Origin of the sequence: Micromonospora sp. NPDC051925, assembly GCF_044548625.1 — a bacterium.
Classification (GTDB): domain Bacteria; phylum Actinomycetota; class Actinomycetes; order Mycobacteriales; family Micromonosporaceae; genus Micromonospora.
This window is the reverse complement of the sequence record NZ_JBIUCH010000006.1, coordinates 111,387-131,023: the sequence shown is the minus strand read 5'-3', so window position 1 is coordinate 131,023 and position 19,637 is coordinate 111,387. Positions and strand designations below refer to the sequence as shown.

General features: G+C 70.5%; 18 protein-coding genes. 9 read left to right on the top strand and 9 right to left on the bottom strand.

All coding sequences use genetic code 11. The features are described 5' to 3' along the window. Positions 1 to 59: 59 nt before the first annotated feature. From rplI to rpsF, 4 genes are all read right to left on the bottom strand, one after another. The gene (rplI, locus tag ACIG87_RS10065) at positions 60 to 506 is read right to left on the bottom strand and encodes a 50S ribosomal protein L9 (protein ID WP_396849905.1); all 447 of its coding nucleotides are present in this window, start codon (positions 504 to 506) and stop codon (positions 60 to 62) included. A 14-nt stretch (positions 507 to 520) separates the two neighbouring features. After that, positions 521 to 760: a 30S ribosomal protein S18 gene (gene rpsR, locus ACIG87_RS10060; protein WP_007073789.1), complete on the bottom strand. Its 240-nt coding sequence runs from the start codon at positions 758 to 760 to the stop codon at positions 521 to 523. 41 nt (positions 761 to 801) lie between these two features. Continuing rightward, entirely contained in the window at positions 802 to 1,338 is a 537-nt protein-coding gene (locus ACIG87_RS10055) for a single-stranded DNA-binding protein (protein WP_396849904.1), read from the bottom strand. A 79-nt stretch (positions 1,339 to 1,417) separates the two neighbouring features. Continuing rightward, positions 1,418 to 1,708, bottom strand: a complete 291-nt coding sequence (gene rpsF, locus ACIG87_RS10050) for a 30S ribosomal protein S6 (RefSeq protein ID WP_067301247.1) — start codon at positions 1,706 to 1,708, stop codon at positions 1,418 to 1,420. A 533-nt stretch (positions 1,709 to 2,241) separates the two neighbouring features. Between rpsF and ACIG87_RS10045 the strand changes: the two genes are divergently transcribed. Both ACIG87_RS10045 and ACIG87_RS10040 read left to right on the top strand, forming a co-directional pair. Continuing rightward, complete coding sequence (locus ACIG87_RS10045) at positions 2,242 to 3,024, top strand: deoxyribonuclease IV (RefSeq protein ID WP_396849902.1); 783 nt, start codon at positions 2,242 to 2,244, stop codon at positions 3,022 to 3,024. A gap of 6 nt (positions 3,025 to 3,030) precedes the next feature. Next, on the top strand, positions 3,031 to 5,349 hold the full coding sequence (locus ACIG87_RS10040; protein WP_396849901.1) for a hypothetical protein: 2,319 nt from the start codon (positions 3,031 to 3,033) through the stop codon (positions 5,347 to 5,349). Between the two features lie 150 nt (positions 5,350 to 5,499). Here ACIG87_RS10040 and ACIG87_RS10035 read toward each other — a convergent pair whose 3' ends face one another. The 3 genes from ACIG87_RS10035 to ACIG87_RS10025 all read right to left on the bottom strand — a co-directional run bounded on the left by ACIG87_RS10035 (position 5,500) and on the right by ACIG87_RS10025 (position 10,798). After that, a complete protein-coding gene (locus ACIG87_RS10035) occupies positions 5,500 to 7,008 on the bottom strand; it encodes a glycosyltransferase family 87 protein (RefSeq protein WP_396849899.1) in 1,509 nt (502 codons plus the stop codon). A gap of 182 nt (positions 7,009 to 7,190) precedes the next feature. After that, complete coding sequence (locus ACIG87_RS10030) at positions 7,191 to 10,154, bottom strand: transglycosylase domain-containing protein (RefSeq protein ID WP_396849897.1); 2,964 nt, start codon at positions 10,152 to 10,154, stop codon at positions 7,191 to 7,193. A 197-nt stretch (positions 10,155 to 10,351) separates the two neighbouring features. Further along, the gene (locus ACIG87_RS10025; RefSeq protein WP_396849896.1) at positions 10,352 to 10,798 is read right to left on the bottom strand and encodes a DUF5318 domain-containing protein; all 447 of its coding nucleotides are present in this window, start codon (positions 10,796 to 10,798) and stop codon (positions 10,352 to 10,354) included. 175 nt (positions 10,799 to 10,973) lie between these two features. On the opposite strand from ACIG87_RS10025, the gene ACIG87_RS10020 reads away from it, so the two are divergent. Both ACIG87_RS10020 and ACIG87_RS10015 read left to right on the top strand, forming a co-directional pair. Beyond that, positions 10,974 to 11,612 (top strand): PadR family transcriptional regulator, encoded by a 639-nt coding sequence (locus ACIG87_RS10020; protein ID WP_396849894.1) that lies wholly within the window; start codon positions 10,974 to 10,976, stop codon positions 11,610 to 11,612. 23 nt (positions 11,613 to 11,635) lie between these two features. After that, positions 11,636 to 12,715: an inositol-3-phosphate synthase gene (locus tag ACIG87_RS10015; protein WP_396849893.1), complete on the top strand. Its 1,080-nt coding sequence runs from the start codon at positions 11,636 to 11,638 to the stop codon at positions 12,713 to 12,715. A gap of 224 nt (positions 12,716 to 12,939) precedes the next feature. Here the strand turns inward: ACIG87_RS10015 and ACIG87_RS10010 are convergent, their stop codons facing one another. Further along, positions 12,940 to 13,419 (bottom strand): methylated-DNA--[protein]-cysteine S-methyltransferase, encoded by a 480-nt coding sequence (locus tag ACIG87_RS10010; protein WP_396849891.1) that lies wholly within the window; start codon positions 13,417 to 13,419, stop codon positions 12,940 to 12,942. A 263-nt stretch (positions 13,420 to 13,682) separates the two neighbouring features. Here ACIG87_RS10010 and ACIG87_RS10005 point away from each other — a divergent pair, with 263 nt between their 5' ends. The 3 genes from ACIG87_RS10005 to ACIG87_RS09995 are packed head-to-tail and all read left to right on the top strand — an operon-like array spanning position 13,683 to position 15,947. Then, positions 13,683 to 13,859: a hypothetical protein gene (locus tag ACIG87_RS10005; RefSeq protein WP_396849889.1), complete on the top strand. Its 177-nt coding sequence runs from the start codon at positions 13,683 to 13,685 to the stop codon at positions 13,857 to 13,859. Between the two features lie 30 nt (positions 13,860 to 13,889). Further along, a complete protein-coding gene (locus ACIG87_RS10000) occupies positions 13,890 to 14,411 on the top strand; it encodes a hypothetical protein (RefSeq protein ID WP_396850135.1) in 522 nt (173 codons plus the stop codon). Between the two features lie 27 nt (positions 14,412 to 14,438). After that, complete coding sequence (locus ACIG87_RS09995; protein ID WP_396849887.1) at positions 14,439 to 15,947, top strand: flotillin family protein; 1,509 nt, start codon at positions 14,439 to 14,441, stop codon at positions 15,945 to 15,947. A 48-nt stretch (positions 15,948 to 15,995) separates the two neighbouring features. Here the strand turns inward: ACIG87_RS09995 and ACIG87_RS09990 are convergent, their stop codons facing one another. Next, positions 15,996 to 17,453 carry a CCA tRNA nucleotidyltransferase gene (locus ACIG87_RS09990; RefSeq protein ID WP_396849885.1) on the bottom strand — a complete coding sequence of 486 codons (1,458 nt, stop codon included), beginning with the start codon at positions 17,451 to 17,453 and terminating at the stop codon, positions 15,996 to 15,998. Between the two features lie 126 nt (positions 17,454 to 17,579). Between ACIG87_RS09990 and murJ the strand changes: the two genes are divergently transcribed. Both murJ and ACIG87_RS09980 read left to right on the top strand, forming a co-directional pair. After that, complete coding sequence (murJ, locus tag ACIG87_RS09985; RefSeq protein ID WP_396849883.1) at positions 17,580 to 19,328, top strand: murein biosynthesis integral membrane protein MurJ; 1,749 nt, start codon at positions 17,580 to 17,582, stop codon at positions 19,326 to 19,328. Position 19,329: 1 nt separating this feature from the next. Further along, positions 19,330 to 19,533, top strand: coding sequence for a pentapeptide repeat-containing protein (locus ACIG87_RS09980; RefSeq protein WP_396850133.1), 204 nt, complete (start codon positions 19,330 to 19,332; stop codon positions 19,531 to 19,533). The last annotated feature ends 104 nt before the right edge of the window (positions 19,534 to 19,637 follow it).

Here is a 19,637-nt window from a genome sequence, read left to right as displayed (position 1 = left end):
GGCGAAAGGGCCCACACCGTGTCCGGTGCGGGCCCTTCACGTGATGCCGTGCTGCGGTGTCAGCCCTGGACGACGTTGAGGTCGAACTTGGCGGCCACCTCGGGGTGCAGCTTGACCCGCACCGGGTAGGAGCCGGTCGACTTGATGTGACCGGGCAGTTCCAGCCGACGACGGTCGAGGACCGGGCCGCCGGCCGCCTTGACGGCGTCGACGACCTCGGCCGGGGTGACCGAGCCGAAGAGCCGGCCACCGTCGCCGGCGCGGACCTTCAGACTGACCTTCAGACCCTCGAGCTGGTCCTTGACCTCGTTGGCGTGGCCCAGGTCGCGAATCTCACGGGCCGAACGGGCCCGCTTGATGACCGTGACCTGCTTCTCCGCACCCTTGGTCCAGCTGATCGCGAAGCCCTGCGGCAGCAGGTAGTTACGGCCGTAGCCGTTCTTGACCTCGACGATGTCGCCGGGGGCACCGAGACCGGAAACTTCCTGGGTCAGGATGATCTTCATGTCGGTGCCTCCTCTCAGCGGGCCGTGGCGGTGTACGGCAGGAGCGCCATCTCACGGGCGTTCTTGACCGCACGGGCGATCTGCCGCTGCTGCTGCGAGGTGACGCCGGTCACCCGCCGAGCGCGGATCTTGCCGCGGTCGGAGATGAACTTACGCAGCAGCGCGGTGTCCTTGTAATCGATATAGGTGATCCCGTCCTTGTCGAGCGGGTTCACCTTCTTCTTCGGCTTGCGAAGTGCCGCAGCCTTGGCCATTGCACGTGCTCCTGGTTTGCGATCGCGGGCGCTCGGCGCCATTAGAACGGAGGCTCCTCATCGAAATTGGCGCCCGAACCACCGCGAGAGGAGGCAGCCGGAGCAGCAGAGGCCCAGGGGTCGTCGAAGTTGCCTCCGCCGCCGCCCTGATTGCCACCGCCACCGGAGCCGAAGCCACCGCCGCCGCCACCGGAGCGCGACATCTTCTGCACCTTCGCCGTGGCGTAGCGCAGAGACGGGCCGATCTCGTCGACCTCGAGCTCGATGACGGTACGCTTCTCACCCTCGCGGGTCTCGTACGACCGCTGACGCAGCCGGCCCGAGACGATCACGCGGGCGCCCCGCTGGAGCGACTCGGCGACGTGCTCCGCCGCCTGCCGCCACACGGTGCAGGCCAGGAAGAGCGGCTCGCCGTCCTTCCATTCGTTGGTGGTCTTGTCCATGAACCGGGGCGTCGAAGCGACCCGGAACTTGGCGACCGCCGCACCGGACGGGGTGAACCGCAACTCGGGGTCATCGGTCAGATTGCCGATGACCGTGATGGTGGTGTCTCCTGCCATGACCATCTCCTCGCGCACTCATCGTTCTGCCGTACAGGCTCTCAGAGCCCTCCGACAGCATCGACGAGGCTGATCCGGGCGAACCGGGGTTGAATGCTTAGCGCATCTCCGGCCGGATGACCTTGGTGCGCAGCACGGACTCGTTGAGCCGCAGCTGGCGGTCGAGTTCGGCCACCGCCTCCGGCGTCGCCTGAAGGTCGATGACGGCGTAGATGCCCTCGGCCTTCTTGTTGATCTCGTACGCGAGGCGCCGGCGGCCCCACACGTCGGTCTTCTCCACCGAGCCACCCGCAGTCCGGATCACGTTCAGGTACGTGTCGAGCGACGGTGCAACGGTGCGTTCCTCGAGGCTGGAGTCGAGGATCACCATGACTTCGTAATGACGCAAGACGTGCTCACCTCCTGTGGGCTAGGCGGCCACGGTCCTTCCGTGGCAGGAGGTCGTGCGTCGTGCCCGCCCGGCGTCGGGGGAACCCGGCCGGACGCGGACAACCGCACCAGGATACCCGGTCGCGACGATCACCCCCGGGCAGGTCGGCCCGGCAGGTCGAGGGAGAGCGACAGGGGCCCGCCGCGACACCCGAAGGCCGGCGGCGGACCCCTGTCCACGAGACCGCGGGGCGTCCCGTCCGCATTCCTTGGGTGGGACCTGGGGAGGAACGACCACACCGATGAGGTTGGATCGAGGACACCCCGCGGAGCTTCATCCTGTTGTTATCTGACGGTACAACAGCAATCGTCACGTGATAGCCGAATTGAAGCTATTAGTCCGAGATTACGATGGCGACGGTACGGCGTGTCCCGGCGGTCCCACCCGGCTCAACGATCGCCGGGGTCGGCAGGTGACGCGCCCACGCGGACGGCGCGACTTGCCCGTGACCATCACCGCCGGCGTCGGCCGCGGGACGTAGGCTCGCCTGCATGCGTATCGGAGCCCACGTCGACCAGGCCGACCCGCTGGCGGAGGCGACCACCCGTGCCGCCGAGGCGGTGCAGTTCTTCCTCTCCGACCCGCAGGGCTGGAAGGCCCCGAAACCCCGGGAGGACGCCGACCGGCTCCGCGCCGCCGACGTGGACCTCTACGTCCACGCCCCGTACGTCATCAACGTGGCCACCCTCAACAACCGGATCCGCATTCCCAGCCGCAAGCTCCTGCTCGGCCACGCCACCGCCGCGGCGCAACTCGACGCCCGAGGGCTGATCGTGCACGGCGGCCACGTCAACGCCGGCGACGACCTCGCCGTCGGCTTCGACAACTGGCGCAAGACCTTCGCGTACGCGGCCGACTCCGGCGGCTTCCCCGTCCCGGTCCTGATCGAGAACACCGCCGGCGGCGACAACGCCTGCGCCCGACGGCTGGACGCGCTGGCCCGGCTCTGGGACGCGCTCGGTGACTACGAGGTGGGCTTCTGCCTCGACACCTGTCACGCGTACGCCGGCGGCGAGGAGTTGCTCGACCTGGTCGACCGGGTGAAGGCGATCACCGGCCGGATCGACCTGGTGCACGCGAACAACTCCAAGGGCGGGTTCAACTCCGGGCAGGACCGGCACGACAACCTCGACGGCGGCACCATCGACCCGGAGCTGCTGGTGGCGGTGATCCGGGCGGCCGACGCCCCGGTCATCGTGGAGACTCCCGGCGGTGCCACCGGTCAGGGCGCGGACATCGCCTTCCTCCGTGAGCAACTCGGCACGGGAGCCTGAGCGCCGATGACCACCAACGCGACAGGCGGCAGCCAGCCGCCCCGGCAGACCAGCCGGGCCGACACCACCCCCGACCCGGCTCCCGGTTCCGCCGGTGTCCCCGCCCCGGCCGGGGACACCGAGCCCGTCCCGACCGGCGGGCGCGAGCCCGTCCCGACCGGAGACCGCGAGCCCGGCACGAGCGACGGGCGCGAGCCCGGCACGAGCAAGGACGCCGAGGCTACCCCGGCCACGGACGCCAGGCGCGACACCGGCACGAAGGCCGAGGCCACCCCGGACAGGGACGAAGCCCTCCCGGGCAGGGACGACAAGGCCAGCCGTCGGGGCAAGGACGACAGGTCCGAGGCCACCCAGGACAAGACCGGCAGGGACCAGACCGACAACGACAAGACCGCCCAGGGCAAGACCGACAGGGACAAGGACGGCAAGGACAAGGACGGCGAGGACAAGACCGGCACGAGCGAGGACGGGGCCAGCAAGGCCGGGCCGGGCAAGGACGACAAGGCCGGTACCGGCAGCGCCGCGAGCGAGGCGGACCGGAAGGACACGGCCGTCGAGGCCGACCCGTGGACCTCGTTCGCACCCGCGCCGGAGCCGGTGCCCGGTCGCCCCCGGCGGGCGGCCCGCGCCACCGGCCGGTTCCTGGTGCACGAGTGGACGCTCGCCGTCGTCGCCTCGCTCGCCCTCGCCGTGGGGATGACCTGGCCGACCCTGCGTTACCCGCTCTACACGCTGCCCATGGACTACTGGGATCCGAGTCTTCAGGCCTGGCAGATGGCCTGGTCGGGGCATGCCCTGCGGACCGACCCGGGGCAGTTGTTCCATTCCAACACGTTCTTCCCGGAACCGTGGAGCTTCGCCTTCTCCGACATGCTGCTCGGGTACGCCCCCGCCGGCCTGATCGGCTCCGGCCCCGACGCCGCCGTGCTCCGCTACAACATCATGTTCGTGCTGGCCCACGCGATGGCCACGTTCGGGGCGTACGTGCTGGCCCGGCAGTTGGGCGCGGGCCGGATCGGTTCGGCGGTCGCCGGGGTCAGCTACACCTACGCGCCGTGGCTGCTCGCCCAGGCCGGTCACCTGCACATCGTCTCCAACGGCGGAATTCCGCTGGCGCTGGCCATGCTGGCCCGGGGGCACGGTTGGTCGCTCCGGCACGGTTACCGCCCCGAGCGTCGGCGGGTCGGTTGGGCGTACGCCGGTTGGATGGTGGCCGCCTGGCAGCTCAGCCTGGGCTTCGGTATCGGCCTGGTGTTCGCCTACGTCCTCGCGGCGATCCTGCTGGTCTCGGCGGTGGTGTGGTTCTGGCGGCGGCGGACGGTGCGGCACCCGTTCGGCCGAAAGCTGTTCGTCGCCGACCTGGTGGGCGGCCTGCTCTTCGCCGCCGTCGGCGCGCTGCTGGCGGTGCCGTACTTCAAGGTGGCCGAGCTGCACCCGAACGCGGAGCGGACGATCGGTGACATCGACGTCTACTCCCCACCGGCCAGCGGCTTCTTCACCGCGCCGGCCCAGTCGTGGATCTGGGGTGGACTGCACGAGGGGGCGCGGGCGACGCTGTCCTGGTCGCCGGAGATGACGCTGCTGCCGGGCTTCGTGCTGTACGCGTTGGCGGCCGGCGGGCTGTTCTTCTCGGTGTGGCGACTGCGGCACCGGCTGCTGTTGCTCGCCGGGGTGCTGGTCACCATGGTGTTGGCGATGGGCACCCGGTTCTTCGACGGCACCTTCACCTACGCGCCGCTCTTCGAGTACCTGCCGGGTTTCAACGGGCTGCGCACGCCGGGTCGGATGATGCTCTGGACGACGCTGCTGCTCGGCGTGCTGGCGGCCGGTGCGGTGAGCGCCTTCGCCGAGCGGGTACGCGAGATCAGCGCCGACCGGGTGCCGTCCTGGCCGTCGCCGTGGCTGCGTGCCGCCACCCTGCTTCCGCTGCTGCTGGTGACGGTGGAGGGGTTGAACGACATGCCGCACCCGGTGGTGCCGGAGCAGCCGGTGGCGATGCGCACGGTGGACGGTCCGCTGCTGGTGCTGCCCAGCGGCCAGAACCAGGACCAGCCGGTGATGCTCTGGTCGACCAGCCGCTTCCAGCAGGTGGTGAACGGTGGCAGCGGGTTCACCCCGAGGCAGCTCGACGACGTACGCCGGGTGACGGTCGCCTTCCCCGACCGGACCAGCGTCGACTACCTGCGTACCCTCGGCGTGCGCAACGTGGTGGTGCTGCGGGACCAGATCGTCGGCACGCCGTGGGAGGTGACCGTGGACGCCCCGGTCGACCAGTTGGGCATCACCCGCCAACAGGTCGGCAACGCTGTGGTGTTCCGTCTCTGAGGTCGCGGTTGCGGTGGGGTTTTGCGGGGAGCCCAGCCGGCTCCGGGCGGTCAGGCTTGATCCCTGCGCCGGCTGGGCTCCCCGCAAACCTGACGGGCGCATGGCCGTCTCGGACTAGCGCGTCTGGGTGGGGTTTGGGGTTCAGTGGTTTCAGGCGGGGGTGGGGGCTGGTTCTGGCTCGGGGGTGGGGGCTGGGCGGCGTAGTTTGGCCAGCCAGGGGGCGTCGGGGGCACCGTCGAGGACGCCGCCGTCCGGGTCGTCGGGATAGGTCCAGCGGACCGCGTCGCGCTCCGGGTGCAGGATGTCCTTGACGATCAGGACGCAGAGCAGCACCACCGTGCCGAGCCGCAACGACGACGCGAGCACGAAGACCCCCTCGGGGAAGATCGGCCGGCTGGTGGCCGATCCGAGCAGTTCGCCGTAGAAGGCGACGAAGTAGCACACCTCGGCGAGCTGCCAGGCGAGGAAGGCCCCCCAGCGGGGCCGGGCGAGCACCGCCAGCGGCAGCAGCCAGAGCACGAACTGCTGGGACCAGACCTTGCTGAAGATCAGGAAGGCGGCCACCACCAGGAAGGCGAGCTGTGCCAGCCGGGGCCGGCGTGGTGCCCGCAGGGCCAGCACGGCCACCCCGATGCAGGCCAGACCGAAGAGGGCGTACGACAGGTTGTTGAGGGTCGGGATGTTGGCGTTCAGCCACTGGAACGGGCCCTGGTCGCCGGGATTGCCGGCGTTCACCTTGCCGTCCAGGTACCGCCCGATGTACCAGAGCGTGCCCCAGTCGATGGGCCGGGTGGTGTTCAGCTCGAAGAACCGACCCCAGTTGTCCGGGTGACGGATCGCCGCCGGCAGGTTCACCGCGACCAGCGCGACCAGGCCGGTGGCGACGGCGGTGAGCGCGGCCCGCAGCCGACCCGCGCGCAGGCCGAGGATCAGGATCGGGCCGAACAGGAACAGCGGCCACATCTTCGCCGCGCCGCCCAGGCCGAGCAGGACGCCGGCCAGGACGGGTTGTCGTTTCGCCCAGGCGCCCAGCCCGAAGGCGGCCAGCCCGATGGCGAGGAAGTCCCAGTTGACGGTGGCGGTGAGGAACAGCGCCGGGGCCAGGGCGAAGAGGGCGGCGTCCCAGGGTCGTCGGCGGCGCAGGGCGAGGATCACCGCGACCGTGGCGACGGCGAGCGCGCCGAGGGTCAACGCGTTGGCGTTGTAGAACCATCGCCCCTGGTTGATCGTCGGGTCGTCGACGCCGAGCGCGTGCACCGGCAGGCCGAGCGCGCCCATCATGTAGCCGGTGAGCACCGGATACTCGACCGGGTGGTCCCGGTAGGGGACCTTGCCCTCGTTGAGGCCCTCGGCGTAGTAGAGGGCGAGCACGTCGGTGTAGCACATCCGGGTGTACTGCACGTTGTTCTGCCAGGCGCCGTCCTGGCAGGGCGACTTCTGCACCCAGTGCAGGGCCAGGGTCAGGCAGACCAGGGCCAGGACGATTCGGGCCGCCGTCCAGAACCGACTCTCCCGACCGACAGGCCGGTCGAGGGCGACGGCGTGGTCGCCGAGTGGCCCACCGATCGCCTCTGAGGCGCCACGGACGAAGCCGTCCGATCGGGACGGGTGGTCGCTGCTCCCGGCGTCGTCGATGCCGGCCGTGGGCTGGGTGCTCATGAGGAAACATCCTGCCCTATGAATGGCTCCCGGACGAGGAGCATGTTCCGGCCGAGTATTCCGCCGGACCGGCACAGCCGTCCCCGAACCGCGCATCCCAGGGCCTGGCGAGAAACGCCGCTGCCGGCGTCCGCAGCTCTGCGGACGCCGGCAGCGGCATCGATGGTCGACCCGGGATCAGGTCACTCCCGGGTACGGGGTGACGGGGTTGGCAGGATGCCGCCACCGATTCCGCCACCCGGGCCGCCCGGGTTGAGCGGGTCCGTTGGATTGCCGCCCGGGTTGCCACCTTGGTTTCCACCCTGGTTGCCGCCCTGGTTGCCGCCTTGGTTTCCACCCTGGTTGCCGCCCTGGTTGCCGCCTTGGTTTCCACCCTGGTTTCCACCCTGGTTGCCGCCACCGAGCTGGCAGGCCAGGTCGGCCGGGTCACAACCCGGCGCGTCGGGCGGCGTGCTGGGCGGCGGGGGCGGGGGCGGGGTGCCGTTGCCGGAGTTCGGGTCGCCGACGTTCGCGGCCGGCGGGAAGTCCGCCTTCTCCTTGCCCTTGAGCGCGCCGTTCATGACCCGTTCCCAGATCTCACCGGGCATGGTGGCACCGCTGATGTTGGTGCCGTCCTTCAGCTTGATGGCTTCCCGCTTGCCCTTGTTGCCGACCCAGACGGCGGTGGCGAGCTGCGGGGTGTACCCGATGGTCCAGGCGTCACCGTTCTCGGTGGTGCCCTCCTTGAGCTCCCAGGTGCCGGTCTTGGCGGTCGCCTTCCGGCCGTCCGCCAGGGTGTGGTTGATCCGGCCGGGATAGTCCTCCAGCACGTCTGTCACATCGGCGACCACGTCCGGGTTGATCCGCTTCTGCGGCTTGAGCTGCTCGTCGCCGAGCTTCTCCCACTTGCCGGTCTCCTTGTTCTGCTTCTCCGCGGAGATCAGGAAGTGGGCCTTGTTGTAGACGCCCCTGTTGGCAAAGGTGGCGATGCCGTTGGCGTGGTCGAGCACGGTGATCGGGTACTGACCGTAGGCGACCACGTGGTAGAAGGGGTCGGGCGCCAGGTCGGCGGCCTTCGTCTTGGTCAGGTCGTGGCCCTTCGGCGGGTCGACGTTCGTCTGCCACATCATGCTGACGCCGGCCTTGGCCGCCATGTCGACGATCTTGTCGGGCCCGATGTCAAGGCTGACGTGGTAGAAGGGCACGTTCAACGACTTGAGCGTCGACTCCCGCAGCGTGCAGGAGTCTCCGCAAGTGGGGTTGTCGGTGCCGGCGTTGCTGACCCGGAACTCCACGCCCTCCGGGGTGAACGCCCGGCCCTTCCAACGCGACTCGACGGACTTGCCGGCCTCGAGCGCCGCCGCCAGCGTGTAGATCTTGAAGCTGGAGCCCGGCGAGTGACCGCCGGTGACGTTGCCGTTGGTGTCGGTGTTCTTGCCGGCGTAGTCGGTGCCGGTGCCGTCGTCTCCGCCGTAGTAGCCGACCACCCGGCCGTTCTTCGGGTCGATCGACACCACGGCGGCCATCAGGTTCTTCCGGGAGCCGTCCAGCTCGGAGCCCTTGGTGCTGCGTTGGGCGGCGTCGGTGATGGCCTTCTGCACCTTGTTGTCGATGGTGGTCCGGATCCGGTAGCCGCCCTCGCGGAGCATCGCCGAGCAGAGCGGCTTGCGGTCGGTGATCTCCGCCTCGTTCTCCGTGCAGAGCTTCTTTCCCCGCATCTCCGCCGAGACGTAGTTGATCACGTTACCGATCGGGGTGTTGACGCCGAACTTGACGCCGGACCGGGACTCCTTCGGGGTCTGCAACGTCTTGGTCGGGTACACCGTCGGGTGCGCCGGGCGGTTGGGTGCGTCGACCCAGTGCATCTCGATCATGTTCTTGACGACGTAGTCCCACCGCTCCTTGGCCGCGGTCGGGTTGACCGACGGGTCGTAGCCCTGGTGGGTGGCGCTCGGCTCCGGCTGCTTGATCAATGCGGCGAGCACGGCGGCCTCGGCCACGTCGACCTTCGAAACCGGCTTGCCGAAGTACGCCCAGGCCGCCGCCTCGATGCCGTACGCGTTGCGACCGAAGTAGATGGTGTTGAGGTAGTGCTCCATGATCTGGTCCTTGGTGAACTGATCATTGAGCTTGGAGGCGACGATCGCCTCCTTCACCTTTCGCGCGTACGAGTCGTCCTGGAGGTTCTCGTAGGCGTTGCGGGCGTACTGCTGGGTGATCGTCGAGGCACCCTGCTTGTCACCGTTGGAGAGGTTGTTCCAGGCGGCGCGGGCGATGCCCTTGTAGTCGACGCCGGCGTGCTCGTAGAAGTTCTTGTCCTCCGCCGCCGCCACCGCGTCCCGCATGTGCTGCGGGATCTGGTTGATCGAGACGAAGGTGCGGTTCTGCTCGCCCACCTTGGCGATGACCGTCTTGTTGTCGCTGGCGTAGATGGTCGTGGCGAGCGGCAGCTTGATCTGGTTGGGCAGCACCACCGTGGTGGAGTAGTAGGTGAAGCCGACCACGCCGAGGCCGGCGAGCATGACGAAGACCGCGAAGCCGGCGATCAGCAGGTTGATCCGCTTGCGCCGCTTCGCCCGCGCCATCGCGTCCGGGTCACCCGGCCCACGCCCACGCCCGCCGCCGGTACCGCCGCCGTGGCCACGGCCCGGCCCGTTCGGGCCACCCGGACCACCAGGACCGCCGCCGACCTGTGCGACGCCGGCCCGCGCCGAGGCCCGCCCGGCGGAGCCGACCGAGGCCGCGCCGACGCTGGCCCGGCCGGCGGAAGCCGTCCCGACGGTGGCCCGGCCGGCCGGTCCGGCTGCCGGGGAGACCGGCACCGAGGCCCGACCCGCGCCACCTCGACCCGGCGCCGCCGGGGAGACCGGCACGGAGGCCCGGCCCGGCCCGGCCGGGGAGACCGGCACCGAGGCCCGCCCCGCGCCCGCCCGGCCGACCGAGGCCGAGCCGGCGGCGCCACCCGCCGACCGCGGCGGGGGTACCGCCGCCGAGGCCCGCCCGGTGGGCGCAGCACCGCCGACGGAGGCCCGGCCGCCGGCCGGAGCCGCCCCCCGGGCCTCACCGGAGCGTCGGGGGTACGCGTCGTCCCCCGGTCCGGGGCCGCCGCTCGAGCCCGGTACCTGGGCCCGCGCACGCGGGGAACTGGGATCGCCGTACGAGTTCATTCCTCACACCCTGCCGGTCGCGGTGGGACGCGGGGGCGCCACCACCGGGTTGCCGTGAGTTGACACACGCGCCATGAGGCCGGGGAGGGGCCAGGGTCGCGCTGCAATTTCCACATCAATCGGGCCATTCGGGCCGATGAGCCGCCGGTCGCGGTGTCTGTGTCGTACGACACCCGAGTCGACCGGATCAGCAAGCTTCACCGTTGCGCCTCTCGCCTTCGCCCCTGGGTCGCAGTGGCGGCGGCCTCCGCCGCTCCCTGCTCCGGACCGCCCTCGGCCAGCCCGTCCCGGCCGAGCAGGAACTGCTCGACGAGATGGTTCCAGTCACAGCCGAGGCACACCTCCACCACGAAGACCTGGAACTCACGCAGCGTCATCGCCAGCACGGGCAATTCGGCCAATGTGCGCGCCTGGCCGGCGGACTGCCGGAGTTCGTCCCCGTAAATGTAGTGGACGTGGGTCAGGTTCTCGCTTCGGCAGATCGGGCACCGCTCCTCGGTCGGTTCCCCGTGGAAGCGAGCAGCGTTCTTCAGGTAGGGCGACGCGTCGCAGACGTCGTACGTGCCGACCCGCCCGGCGAGCAGTTCACGCAGCACCGCTCGCTTCTGGAGCGAGTAGTCGACCACCTGTCGAGACGTGCGCATGCGGCAAAGGGTACGCGTTTCGCCCGGGTGGGGCGACCACCGTCACGATCGGTGAGGAGGTTGCGGCGGAACGAGGGTTTGCCCTGATGGCGGGTGAGGTACTAACGTGCGATGTATCGGTCCGATACATCGAGGTGGTTAACGTTCCACCCCGAGGGTAAGGGAAGGGTGGCCCGTGCTCGAACTCGCCATCCTCGGCCTCCTCCAGGAGGCCCCGATGCACGGCTACGAGATCCGCAAGGAGCTCGCCGCCAAGCTCGGCGCCATCCGGGCGGCGATCAGCTACGGCTCGCTCTACCCGACCCTGCGCAGGTTGCAGGCGGCGGGTTGGATCACCGAAGCCGCCGAGGCACCCGCCACCGCCGAGGAGGTTCCCGCGCTGACCAGCCGACGAGGTCGGGTGGTCTACAAGATCACCGCGGAGGGCAAGGAACGATTCGCCCAGCTGATCGCGCAGGCCGGGCCCGAGACGTACGACGACACGGGCTTCGGCGTGCACTTCGCGTTCTTCGCCCGTACCGACCAGGCGACCCGCCTGCGCATCCTGGAGGGTCGCCGCCGCACCATCGAGGAGCGTCGCGAGGGACTTCGTGACGTGCTGGGCCGGGCAGCCGAGCGCCTCGACGCGTACACCCTGGAACTGCAGCGCCATGGGCTCGACGCCTGCGAGCGCGAGGTCCGCTGGCTGGAGGAGCTCATCGCCAACGAGCGCTCCGGCCGTGCCCCGACAGTCCCGCAACCCGGGACGGCCGGCGGCCGACGAGACAACAACAGCCCGCCTCCGCCTGGTGAGTCCAGGAATGAGCGGCCGTGATGAAGAAGAAGGAGGCAGACGCTATGGGCTCCGTCCGCGTCGCCATCGTCGGTGTGGGTAACTGCGCCTCGTCCCTCGTACAGGGCGTGGAGTACTACCGCAACGCCGACCCGAACGACCGCGTCCCGGGTCTCATGCACGTCACCTTCGGCGACTACCACGTATCGGACGTGGACTTTGTCGCGGCGTTCGACGTGGACGCCAAGAAGGTGGGCATGGACCTCGCCGAGGCGATCGTCGCCAGTGAGAACAACACCATCAAGCTCTGCGACCTGGCGCCGACCGGCATCAGCGTCCAGCGCGGCCCGACCTTCGACGGCCTGGGCCAGTACTACCGCGAGATCATCGAGGAGTCGGACGCCGCCCCGGTCGACGTGGTCAAGGCGCTGCGCGACGCCCAGGTCGACGTGGTCGTCTGCTACCTGCCGGTCGGTTCCGAGCAGGCGGCCAAGTTCTACGCCCAGGCCGCGATCGACGCCGGCTGCGCCTTCGTCAACGCGCTGCCGGTCTTCATCGCCTCCGACCCGGAGTGGGCGCAGAAGTTCACCGACGCCGGTCTGCCGATCGTCGGTGACGACATCAAGAGCCAGGTCGGCGCCACCATCGTGCACCGCGCGCTGGCGAAGCTGTTCGAGGACCGTGGGGTCGAGCTGCTGCGGACGTACCAGCTCAACTTCGGCGGCAACATGGACTTCATGAACATGCTGGAGCGCACCCGGCTGGTCTCGAAGAAGATCTCGAAGACCCAGTCGGTGACGTCCCAGATCCCGCACGAGATGGTCAAGAGTGACGTGCACATCGGCCCGTCGGACCACGTGCCGTGGCTCGACGACCGCAAGTGGGCCTACATCCGCCTGGAGGGCCGTTCCTTCGGTGACACCCCGCTCAACGCCGAGCTGAAGCTCGAGGTGTGGGACTCGCCGAACTCGGCCGGCGTCATCATCGACGCCGTCCGGGCCGCCAAGATCGCCCTCGATCGCAAGATCGGTGGTCCGATCCTCTCGGCCTCCTCGTACTTCATGAAGTCCCCGCCGGAGCAGTACGCCGACCACGACGCGCACGCCGCCGTCGAGTCCTTCATCAAGGGCGAGATCGAGCGCTGACCCGACGACACCAGCACCGCCGCGATGGCCGGGCCCGAACGGGGCCCGGCCATCGCGCGTCACGACCACCCTTTCCGGGTACGACCTGAGCCACCTCCCTCCGACCCCACCCAAGGAGCAGGCGTGGACTCCCCACAGATCGTCGCCCAGCTGACCGAACGCGCCCGGGACACCCCGTACGCGGTGACACCGATCCCCGGGCGGAGTACGGGTGGGGCTGACGATCACGACCAGGCGCGGCGCAGCGCGACGCCGGCCTCCAGTTCCAGCAGCTTCACCTTGCGCGGCAGCCCGCCACCGAAGCCGACCAGCTTCCCGCCCGCGCCCACGATGCGATGGCAGGGGACGATCACCGGGATCGGGTTGCGGTTGCAGGCCACTCCGACCGCCCGCGCCGCGCCGGGATCGCCGACCCGGCGGGCCACCTCGCCGTAGGTGAGCGTCTCCCCGTACGGGATCAGGGTCATCTCCTGCCAGACCGCACGTTCGAACTCGGAGCCGCGCGGCACCGCCACCGGCACGGTGAACTCGGTCAACTCACCGGCGAAGTACGCCCGCAGCTCCGCCACCGCCCGGTCGGCCGGCCCGGCACCGGAGCTGTCCCCGGCCGACGCCATGCGGCCGAAGTACGTGCCGCAGACCGCCGTGCCGTCGACGGCCACGGAGAACTCTCCGATCGGGGAGTCCAACACGGTCCAACGCATGCCGACCATTCTTCCGGCCGGGCCGGGCAACCGACACCCGCCCCCGATCGTGGCCGAACGCTACGTGGTGGAACGGCCGTGATCCCTCGGCTCGTTGATCGGGCGGGGGCGGAGCCGGTGACGTACCCGGCACGCCGGCGTCAGTTCCCGTACGAGATGCTCCATCCCCGGTGACGGGCGCACAGGGCTATTCGCGATGACGTTCGAGGCCGATCGGCGGACCGGCAGCGGGATGGCTGCTGGTCGACGCGGTCACCGGCACGGTGCTCGGCACCCTGCCGGTGGTCGACGTCGCCTGGGTCACCGACGACCGACTGCTCTACCGGCGGCCGGGCGGGTACCAGGACGTCGTGCTCGCCGACCCCGCCGGGCACGAATGGGAACGGTTGCCGCTGCCGAGGAAGCTGGCCGAACGGACGGTGACCGTCGCCCCGAAATGATCACGCGGCGCGTTGCGCCGGCTCGCTACCGTGCAGGTCGTGGCCACGGGGACGCTCATTTTTCTGATCATCGGTGGGGTGGGCGTCGGCGTGCTGGCGCTGGCCCTGCTCGGCGGCGAACTCCTCCACTTCGGTCATCCCGACCTCGACGGTCCGATCTCCGTCGAGGCGGTCGCCGGCTTCCTCGGCGCGTTCGGCTTCGGCGCGGCCATCGTCAACGAGCTGCTCGGCGGGCGTACCCCGGGAATGATCGCGGCGGCGGTCGGCGGCGGCGTGCTGGCGGCCGTGCCCACCGCCTGGCTGGCACGGCGGATGAGCCGGGCGGCGCGGGACATGCGCACCGACGCCACCCCCACCCGCGACGACCTGGTCGGCGCGCTCGGCCTGGTGGTCACCCCGATCCCGGCTGCCGGCTACGGCGAGGTGCGGGTACGCGTCGCCGGCCAGCCGGTGAAACTCAACGCCCGCGCCGACCGGCCCATCCCGCTCGGCGCGCAGATCTTCGTGGTGCAGACGCTGAGCGAGACCAGCGTGCACGTCGAGACCTACTGACCCTCTTCTCGCAGAGACGGAACCCCCATGCCACTCCTCATCGCCATCGGCGGCGCGGTCGTCCTCGCCCTCGTCCTCGTGTTGTTCGTGCTCTCCCGGATCAAGGTGGCCGGGCCCAACGAGGCGTTCATCGTCACCGGCCGCAAGGGCCGGACCACGCAGACCGCCGACGGCGGCCGGTCCACCGACAACTCCGGCCAGAAGGTCGTCCTCGGCGCGTCGGTCTTCGTCCTGCCGGTGGTGCAGAAGCTCCAGTCGCTCGACCTGTCCAGCCGCCGCATCGACGTCGGCATCCGGGGCGCGGTCAGCAAGCAGGGCATCCGGGCCGACCTGCACGGCGTCGCCATCGTCAAGGTCGGCGGCACCGAGGACGCGATCCGCGCCGCCGCCCAGCGCTTCCTGCACCAGCAGGACGAGATCGACAACTTCACCCGGGAGGTGCTGGCCGGCGCGCTGCGCTCGATCGTCGGTCGGCTCACCGTCGAGGAGGTCATCCGGGACCGGGCCGCCTTCGCCAACGCGGTCGCCGAGGAGGCCGAGCACTCGATGACCAACCAGGGGCTGGTGCTGGACACCTTCCAGCTCCAGGACATCCTGGCCGAGGGGTCGTACCTGCAGGACCTGGGTCGGCCGGAGGCGGCCCGGGTGCTCAAGGACGCGGCCATCGCCGAGGCCCGCGCCCGGCAGCAGGCCGAGCAGGAGCGGCTGCTGGCCGAGGAGGCGATCGCCGAGGCGAACCGGAACCTGTCGTTGAAGCAGGCCGGCATCCAGGCCGAGATCGACGCGGCGAAGGCGAAGTCGGCGGCGGCCGGGCCGCTCGCCCAGGCCGAGCGGGACCAGGCGATCCTTTCCGAGCAGCAGAAGGTGGCCGAGCGCAACGCCGAGCTGAAGCAGCGTCAGCTCGACACCGAGGTCCGCAAGCCCGCCGACGCCGCCCGGTACAAGGTGGAGCAGGAGGCGGAGGCGGCCCGCAACGCGGCGGTGCTGAACGCCGACGCGCAGCGGCAGGCCACCATCGCCGCCGCCCAGGCCGCCGCCGAGCAGGCCCGGCTCACCGGTGAGGGCGAGCGGGCCCGCCGGGCCGCGCTCGCCGAGGCGAACGCCATCGAGGGCGCCAAGGAGGGCGAGGCCGAGCAGCGCCGGCGTTCCGCGATCGCCGAGGCGGTCGAGCGGGAGGGCCAGGCCGAGGCCACCGCCATCCTGGCCCGGGGCCAGGCCGAGGCCGACGCGATGGCCCGCAAGGCCGAGGCGTTCGCCGCGTACGGCGAGGCAGCCGTGCTGGACCTGCTGGTCAAGGTGCTGCCGCAGGTGGTCGAGGCGGCCAGCGCCCCGATCGGCGCGATCGACAAGCTGACGGTGATCTCCACCGACGGGGCGTCCTCGCTGACGAAGTCGGTGGCCGGCAACGTGGCCCAGGGCCTCCAGCTCGGCTCCGACCTCACCGGCATCGACCTGCCGGCCCTGCTCGCCAAGCTGGGCGCGGCAACGGCCAACGGCAAGTCGTCGGTCGAGGGCAGCGCGGTCGAGACCCGCTGACCCGACGACGAAGGGGCCGTCCGGCATCGGACGGCCCCTTCGCGTACGTCAGACCAGGCCCTGATCGCGGGCCCAGCGCAGCAACTCCGCCTCGGCCTCGTCGCGGTCGAGCGGGCCGCGTTCCAGGCGCAGCTCCTTGAGGTGCTGCCAGGCCCGGCCGACCACCGGCCCCGGCGGCACCCCGAGCAGCTCCATGATCGCGTTGCCGTCCAGGTCGGGCCGGACCCGGGCCAGGTCCTCCTCGGCGGCGATCCGGGTGATCCGCTCCTCCAACGCGTCGTAGTCGGCGGCGAGCTGGGCGGCCTTGCGACGGTTGCGGGTGGTGCAGTCCGACCGGGTCAGCTTGTGCAGCCGGCTCACCAGGTCACCGGCGTCGGTGACGTACCGGCGCACGGCCGAGTCGGTCCACTCGCCCCGGCCGTACCCGTAGAACCGCAGGTGCAGGCCGACCAGCTTGGTGACCTGGGCGGTGACGTCCTTCGGGTAGCGCAGGGCCTTCATCCGGGCCTTGGTCAGCCGGGCGCCGACCACCTCGTGGTGGTGGAAGCTGACCCGGCCGTCCGACCCGACCGCCTTGGTGGCCGGCTTGCCCACGTCGTGCATCAGCGCGGCCATCCGGAGCACGAAGTCGCAGCCGTCCGTCTCGTACGACACCGCGTTGCTCACCACGGTCAGCGTGTGCTCGTAGACGTCCTTGTGCTGGGCGTGCTCGTCGATGGTCAGCTTGAGGCCGGTCAGCTCGGGCAGGAACCGGTCGGCCAGCCCGGTGTCGACCAGCAGCCGCAGCCCGGTGATCGGATCGGTGCCGCAGAGCAGCTTGGTGAACTCGTCACGGATCCGCTCGGCGGTGATCCGGTCCAGGTCGGCGGCCATCGCGGCCATCGCCGTGCGCACGTCGGGGTGGACGGCGAAGCAGAGCTGGGCGGCGAACCGGGCCGCCCGCAGCATCCGCAGCGGGTCGTCGCCGAACGACTCGTCCGGGGTGCCCGGCGTACGGATGATCTTGGCAGCCAGGTCGTCCAGCCCGCCGTACGGGTCGGTGAAGCGGTGCTCGGGGAGGCTGACCGCCATCGCGTTGACGGTGAAGTCGCGCCGCTTCAGATCGTCGGTGAGGTTCGTGCCGTACTCGACGACCGGGTTGCGGCTTACCTGGTCGTACGCCTCGGCGCGGAAGGTGGTGACCTCCAGCCGGAGACCGTCGCGCTGGCAACCGATGGTGCCGAACTCCCGGCCGGTCTCCCAGATCGACTCGGCCCAGCCCTTGATGATCCGGAGCGTCTGGTCGGGGTGGGCGTCGGTGCAGAAGTCCAGGTCGTCACCGAGCCGGCCGAGCAGTGCGTCGCGCACCGAACCACCCACCAGGTGCAGCTCGTGGCCGGCGCGGGCGAACCGGCGGCCCAACTCGTCGGCGACCGGGGAGACGCGGAGCAGTTCGGCGACGGCGTTGCGCTGCGCGGCGGTCAGCTCACGACGCTCGGCGGCCTGGGGTGCGGAGGCTTCGGACATGGGATCGCCAGCCTATCGGGCGGGGACGGGAACCGATCCGCCGGGCGTGGGTATCCGGTGCGGGTTGACTATGGTCATGGACGTGCGGACCGGTGCCGGCTCCGCCGTACCCCTGGGAGGCTGGAGATGAGCGGCGGGCTCTACCGCAGCGCGAACGCCGCGCAGGGTGGCGACGGGCCCCGGCCGTACGACGGGGCGACCTTCATCTCCGCCGAGCCGCTGAACCAGCCGGGGGTGGAGGCGACCGCGCCACCGCAGGAGGTGGTCGCCGAGACCAGCGCCGCGGCGAACAGCGCGGTGATGGCGGTCGGCAGCCTGGTCAGCCGGGGTACGGGCTTCATCCGCAACCTGATGATCGGCGCCGCGCTCGGCGGTGGCCTGGTCGGCAACGCGTACACCACGGCACAGTTCCTACCGAACCAGGTGTACGAGTTCCTGCTCGGTGGGGTGCTCACCAGCGTGCTGATCCCGGTGCTGGTGCGCCGCCGCAAGCTCGACGCCGACCGGGGCGAGGCGTACGCGCAGCGGCTGCTCACCCTGGCGGTGATCACGCTGGCCGGGGCCGCGCTGATCGCGATGGCCCTGGCGTCCGTGCTGACCGCGCTGTACGCCAGCGGTAAGGACGAGAACTACACCGACCTGGTCACGAACCTGTCGTACCTGATGCTGCCGATGCTGTTCTTCACCGGCGTCAGCGCGCTGATCGCGGCGGTGCTGAACACCCGCGGCCACTTCGCCGCCCCGATGTGGGCGCCGATCCTGAACAACCTCGTGGTGATCGGCACCTGCGGGATCTACATCGCGGTCTACGGCGCCAAGATCCTCAAGCCGGAGGAGATGACCGCCGGGCGGATCCTGCTGATCGGCGGCGGCACCCTGCTCGGGGTGGGGGTGCAGGCCGCCGGGCTGTTGCCGGCGCTGCGCAAGGTGGGTTTCCGCTGGCGGTGGCGGTTCGACTTCCGGGCGCTGGGGCTGCGCGAGCTGGCCCAGCTCGGGGCGTGGATGTTCTGCTACGTGGCGGTCAACCAGCTCGGCCTGTTCGTGGTGGTCAACCTGCTCACCCGGGCGGCGGGCGACGACAGCGCCGGCATCCTGATCTACAACAACGTCTTCCTGCTGCTGATGATGGCGCACGGCATCATCGCGGTCTCGATCATCACGGCGTTGATGCCCCGGATGAGCGCCGCCGCCGCCGACGGCCGGTTCTCCGACGTCACCGCCGACCTGTCCCGGGGCACCCGGATGGTGACGGCGGTGCTGGCCCCGGTCGCGGTCTGCTACGCGGTGCTGGCCGCCCCGATCTCGGTGGTGGTCTTCCAATACGGCGCCTTCACCGGTGACAACGCGGTGGCCACCTCGACGGTGCTGCTGGTCGCGGCGGTCGGGCTGGTGCCGTTCGCGATCAGCCAGCTGTTCACCTTCGCCTTCTACGCACTGCCGGACACCCGCACCCCGGCCCTGGTCAACATCCCGGTGGTGCTGCTGCGGGTGGCGTTGCAGGTGGGGCTCTTCGTCGTCTTCTCGTCCACCTTCGCCGCCGCCGGCATGATGCTCGGCAACGCCATCTCGTACGTCGCGGCGGCGGTGATCTCGGCGATGCTGCTCCGGCCCCGGGTGGGCCGGATCGGGCTGGGCGGGATCATGCGGACCATGGGCAAGGTGGTGGTCGCTGCGCTCGGCGCGGCGCTGGTCGGCCTGCTGGTGGTGAACCTGCTCCCCGGCGACCCGGCGGAGTTGGGCAAGCTCGCCGCGATCGTCCAGCTGGCGGTGGGCGGGTTGGCGATCGGGCTGACCTACCTGGGTCTGGCGATGGTGCTGCGGATCGGCGAGATCACCGAGGTGGTCGGGATGGTGCGCCGGCGACTCGGCCGCTGACCTGTCGGCCGCTGACCTGTCGGCCGCTGACCTGTCGGCCGCTGACCTGTCGGCCGCTGACCTGTCGGCCGCTGACCTGGCCCGGCTGGCTGCCCGACCCGGCCCCGGCCGGGGCCGGGCTGTCCTCTGCCCACCCGACCCCGGCCGGGCAGAGGACACGCAGAGTGAACGACGATCACCAGCCTGGGGATACGCCTGTGGATAACTCTGTGAATCCCCGGTCAGTCACCGTAAAGGGCTGTGGATAACCAACCGTACGGCTGAGCATGTGCCACCATTCGGAGGGAACCTGACCTGATGCCACCGGAT

Bases quoted from the DNA above. Each gene is read 5' to 3' on its own strand.
- rpsR (WP_007073789.1), bottom strand. From the start codon at position 760: ATGGCCAAGGCTGCGGCACTTCGCAAGCCGAAGAAGAAGGTGAACCCG.
- ACIG87_RS10015 (WP_396849893.1), top strand. From the start codon at position 11,636: ATGGGCTCCGTCCGCGTCGCCATCGTCGGTGTGGGTAACTGCGCCTCG.
- ACIG87_RS09995 (WP_396849887.1), top strand. From the start codon at position 14,439: ATGCCACTCCTCATCGCCATCGGCGGCGCGGTCGTCCTCGCCCTCGTC.
- rplI (WP_396849905.1), bottom strand. From the start codon at position 506: ATGAAGATCATCCTGACCCAGGAAGTTTCCGGTCTCGGTGCCCCCGGC.
- ACIG87_RS10010 (WP_396849891.1), bottom strand. From the start codon at position 13,419: ATGCGTTGGACCGTGTTGGACTCCCCGATCGGAGAGTTCTCCGTGGCC.
- ACIG87_RS10030 (WP_396849897.1), bottom strand. From the start codon at position 10,154: ATGAACTCGTACGGCGATCCCAGTTCCCCGCGTGCGCGGGCCCAGGTA.
- murJ (WP_396849883.1), top strand. From the start codon at position 17,580: ATGAGCGGCGGGCTCTACCGCAGCGCGAACGCCGCGCAGGGTGGCGAC.
- ACIG87_RS10045 (WP_396849902.1), top strand. From the start codon at position 2,242: ATGCGTATCGGAGCCCACGTCGACCAGGCCGACCCGCTGGCGGAGGCG.
- ACIG87_RS09990 (WP_396849885.1), bottom strand. From the start codon at position 17,453: ATGTCCGAAGCCTCCGCACCCCAGGCCGCCGAGCGTCGTGAGCTGACC.
- ACIG87_RS10040 (WP_396849901.1), top strand. From the start codon at position 3,031: ATGACCACCAACGCGACAGGCGGCAGCCAGCCGCCCCGGCAGACCAGC.
- ACIG87_RS10025 (WP_396849896.1), bottom strand. From the start codon at position 10,798: ATGCGCACGTCTCGACAGGTGGTCGACTACTCGCTCCAGAAGCGAGCG.
- ACIG87_RS10035 (WP_396849899.1), bottom strand. From the start codon at position 7,008: ATGAGCACCCAGCCCACGGCCGGCATCGACGACGCCGGGAGCAGCGAC.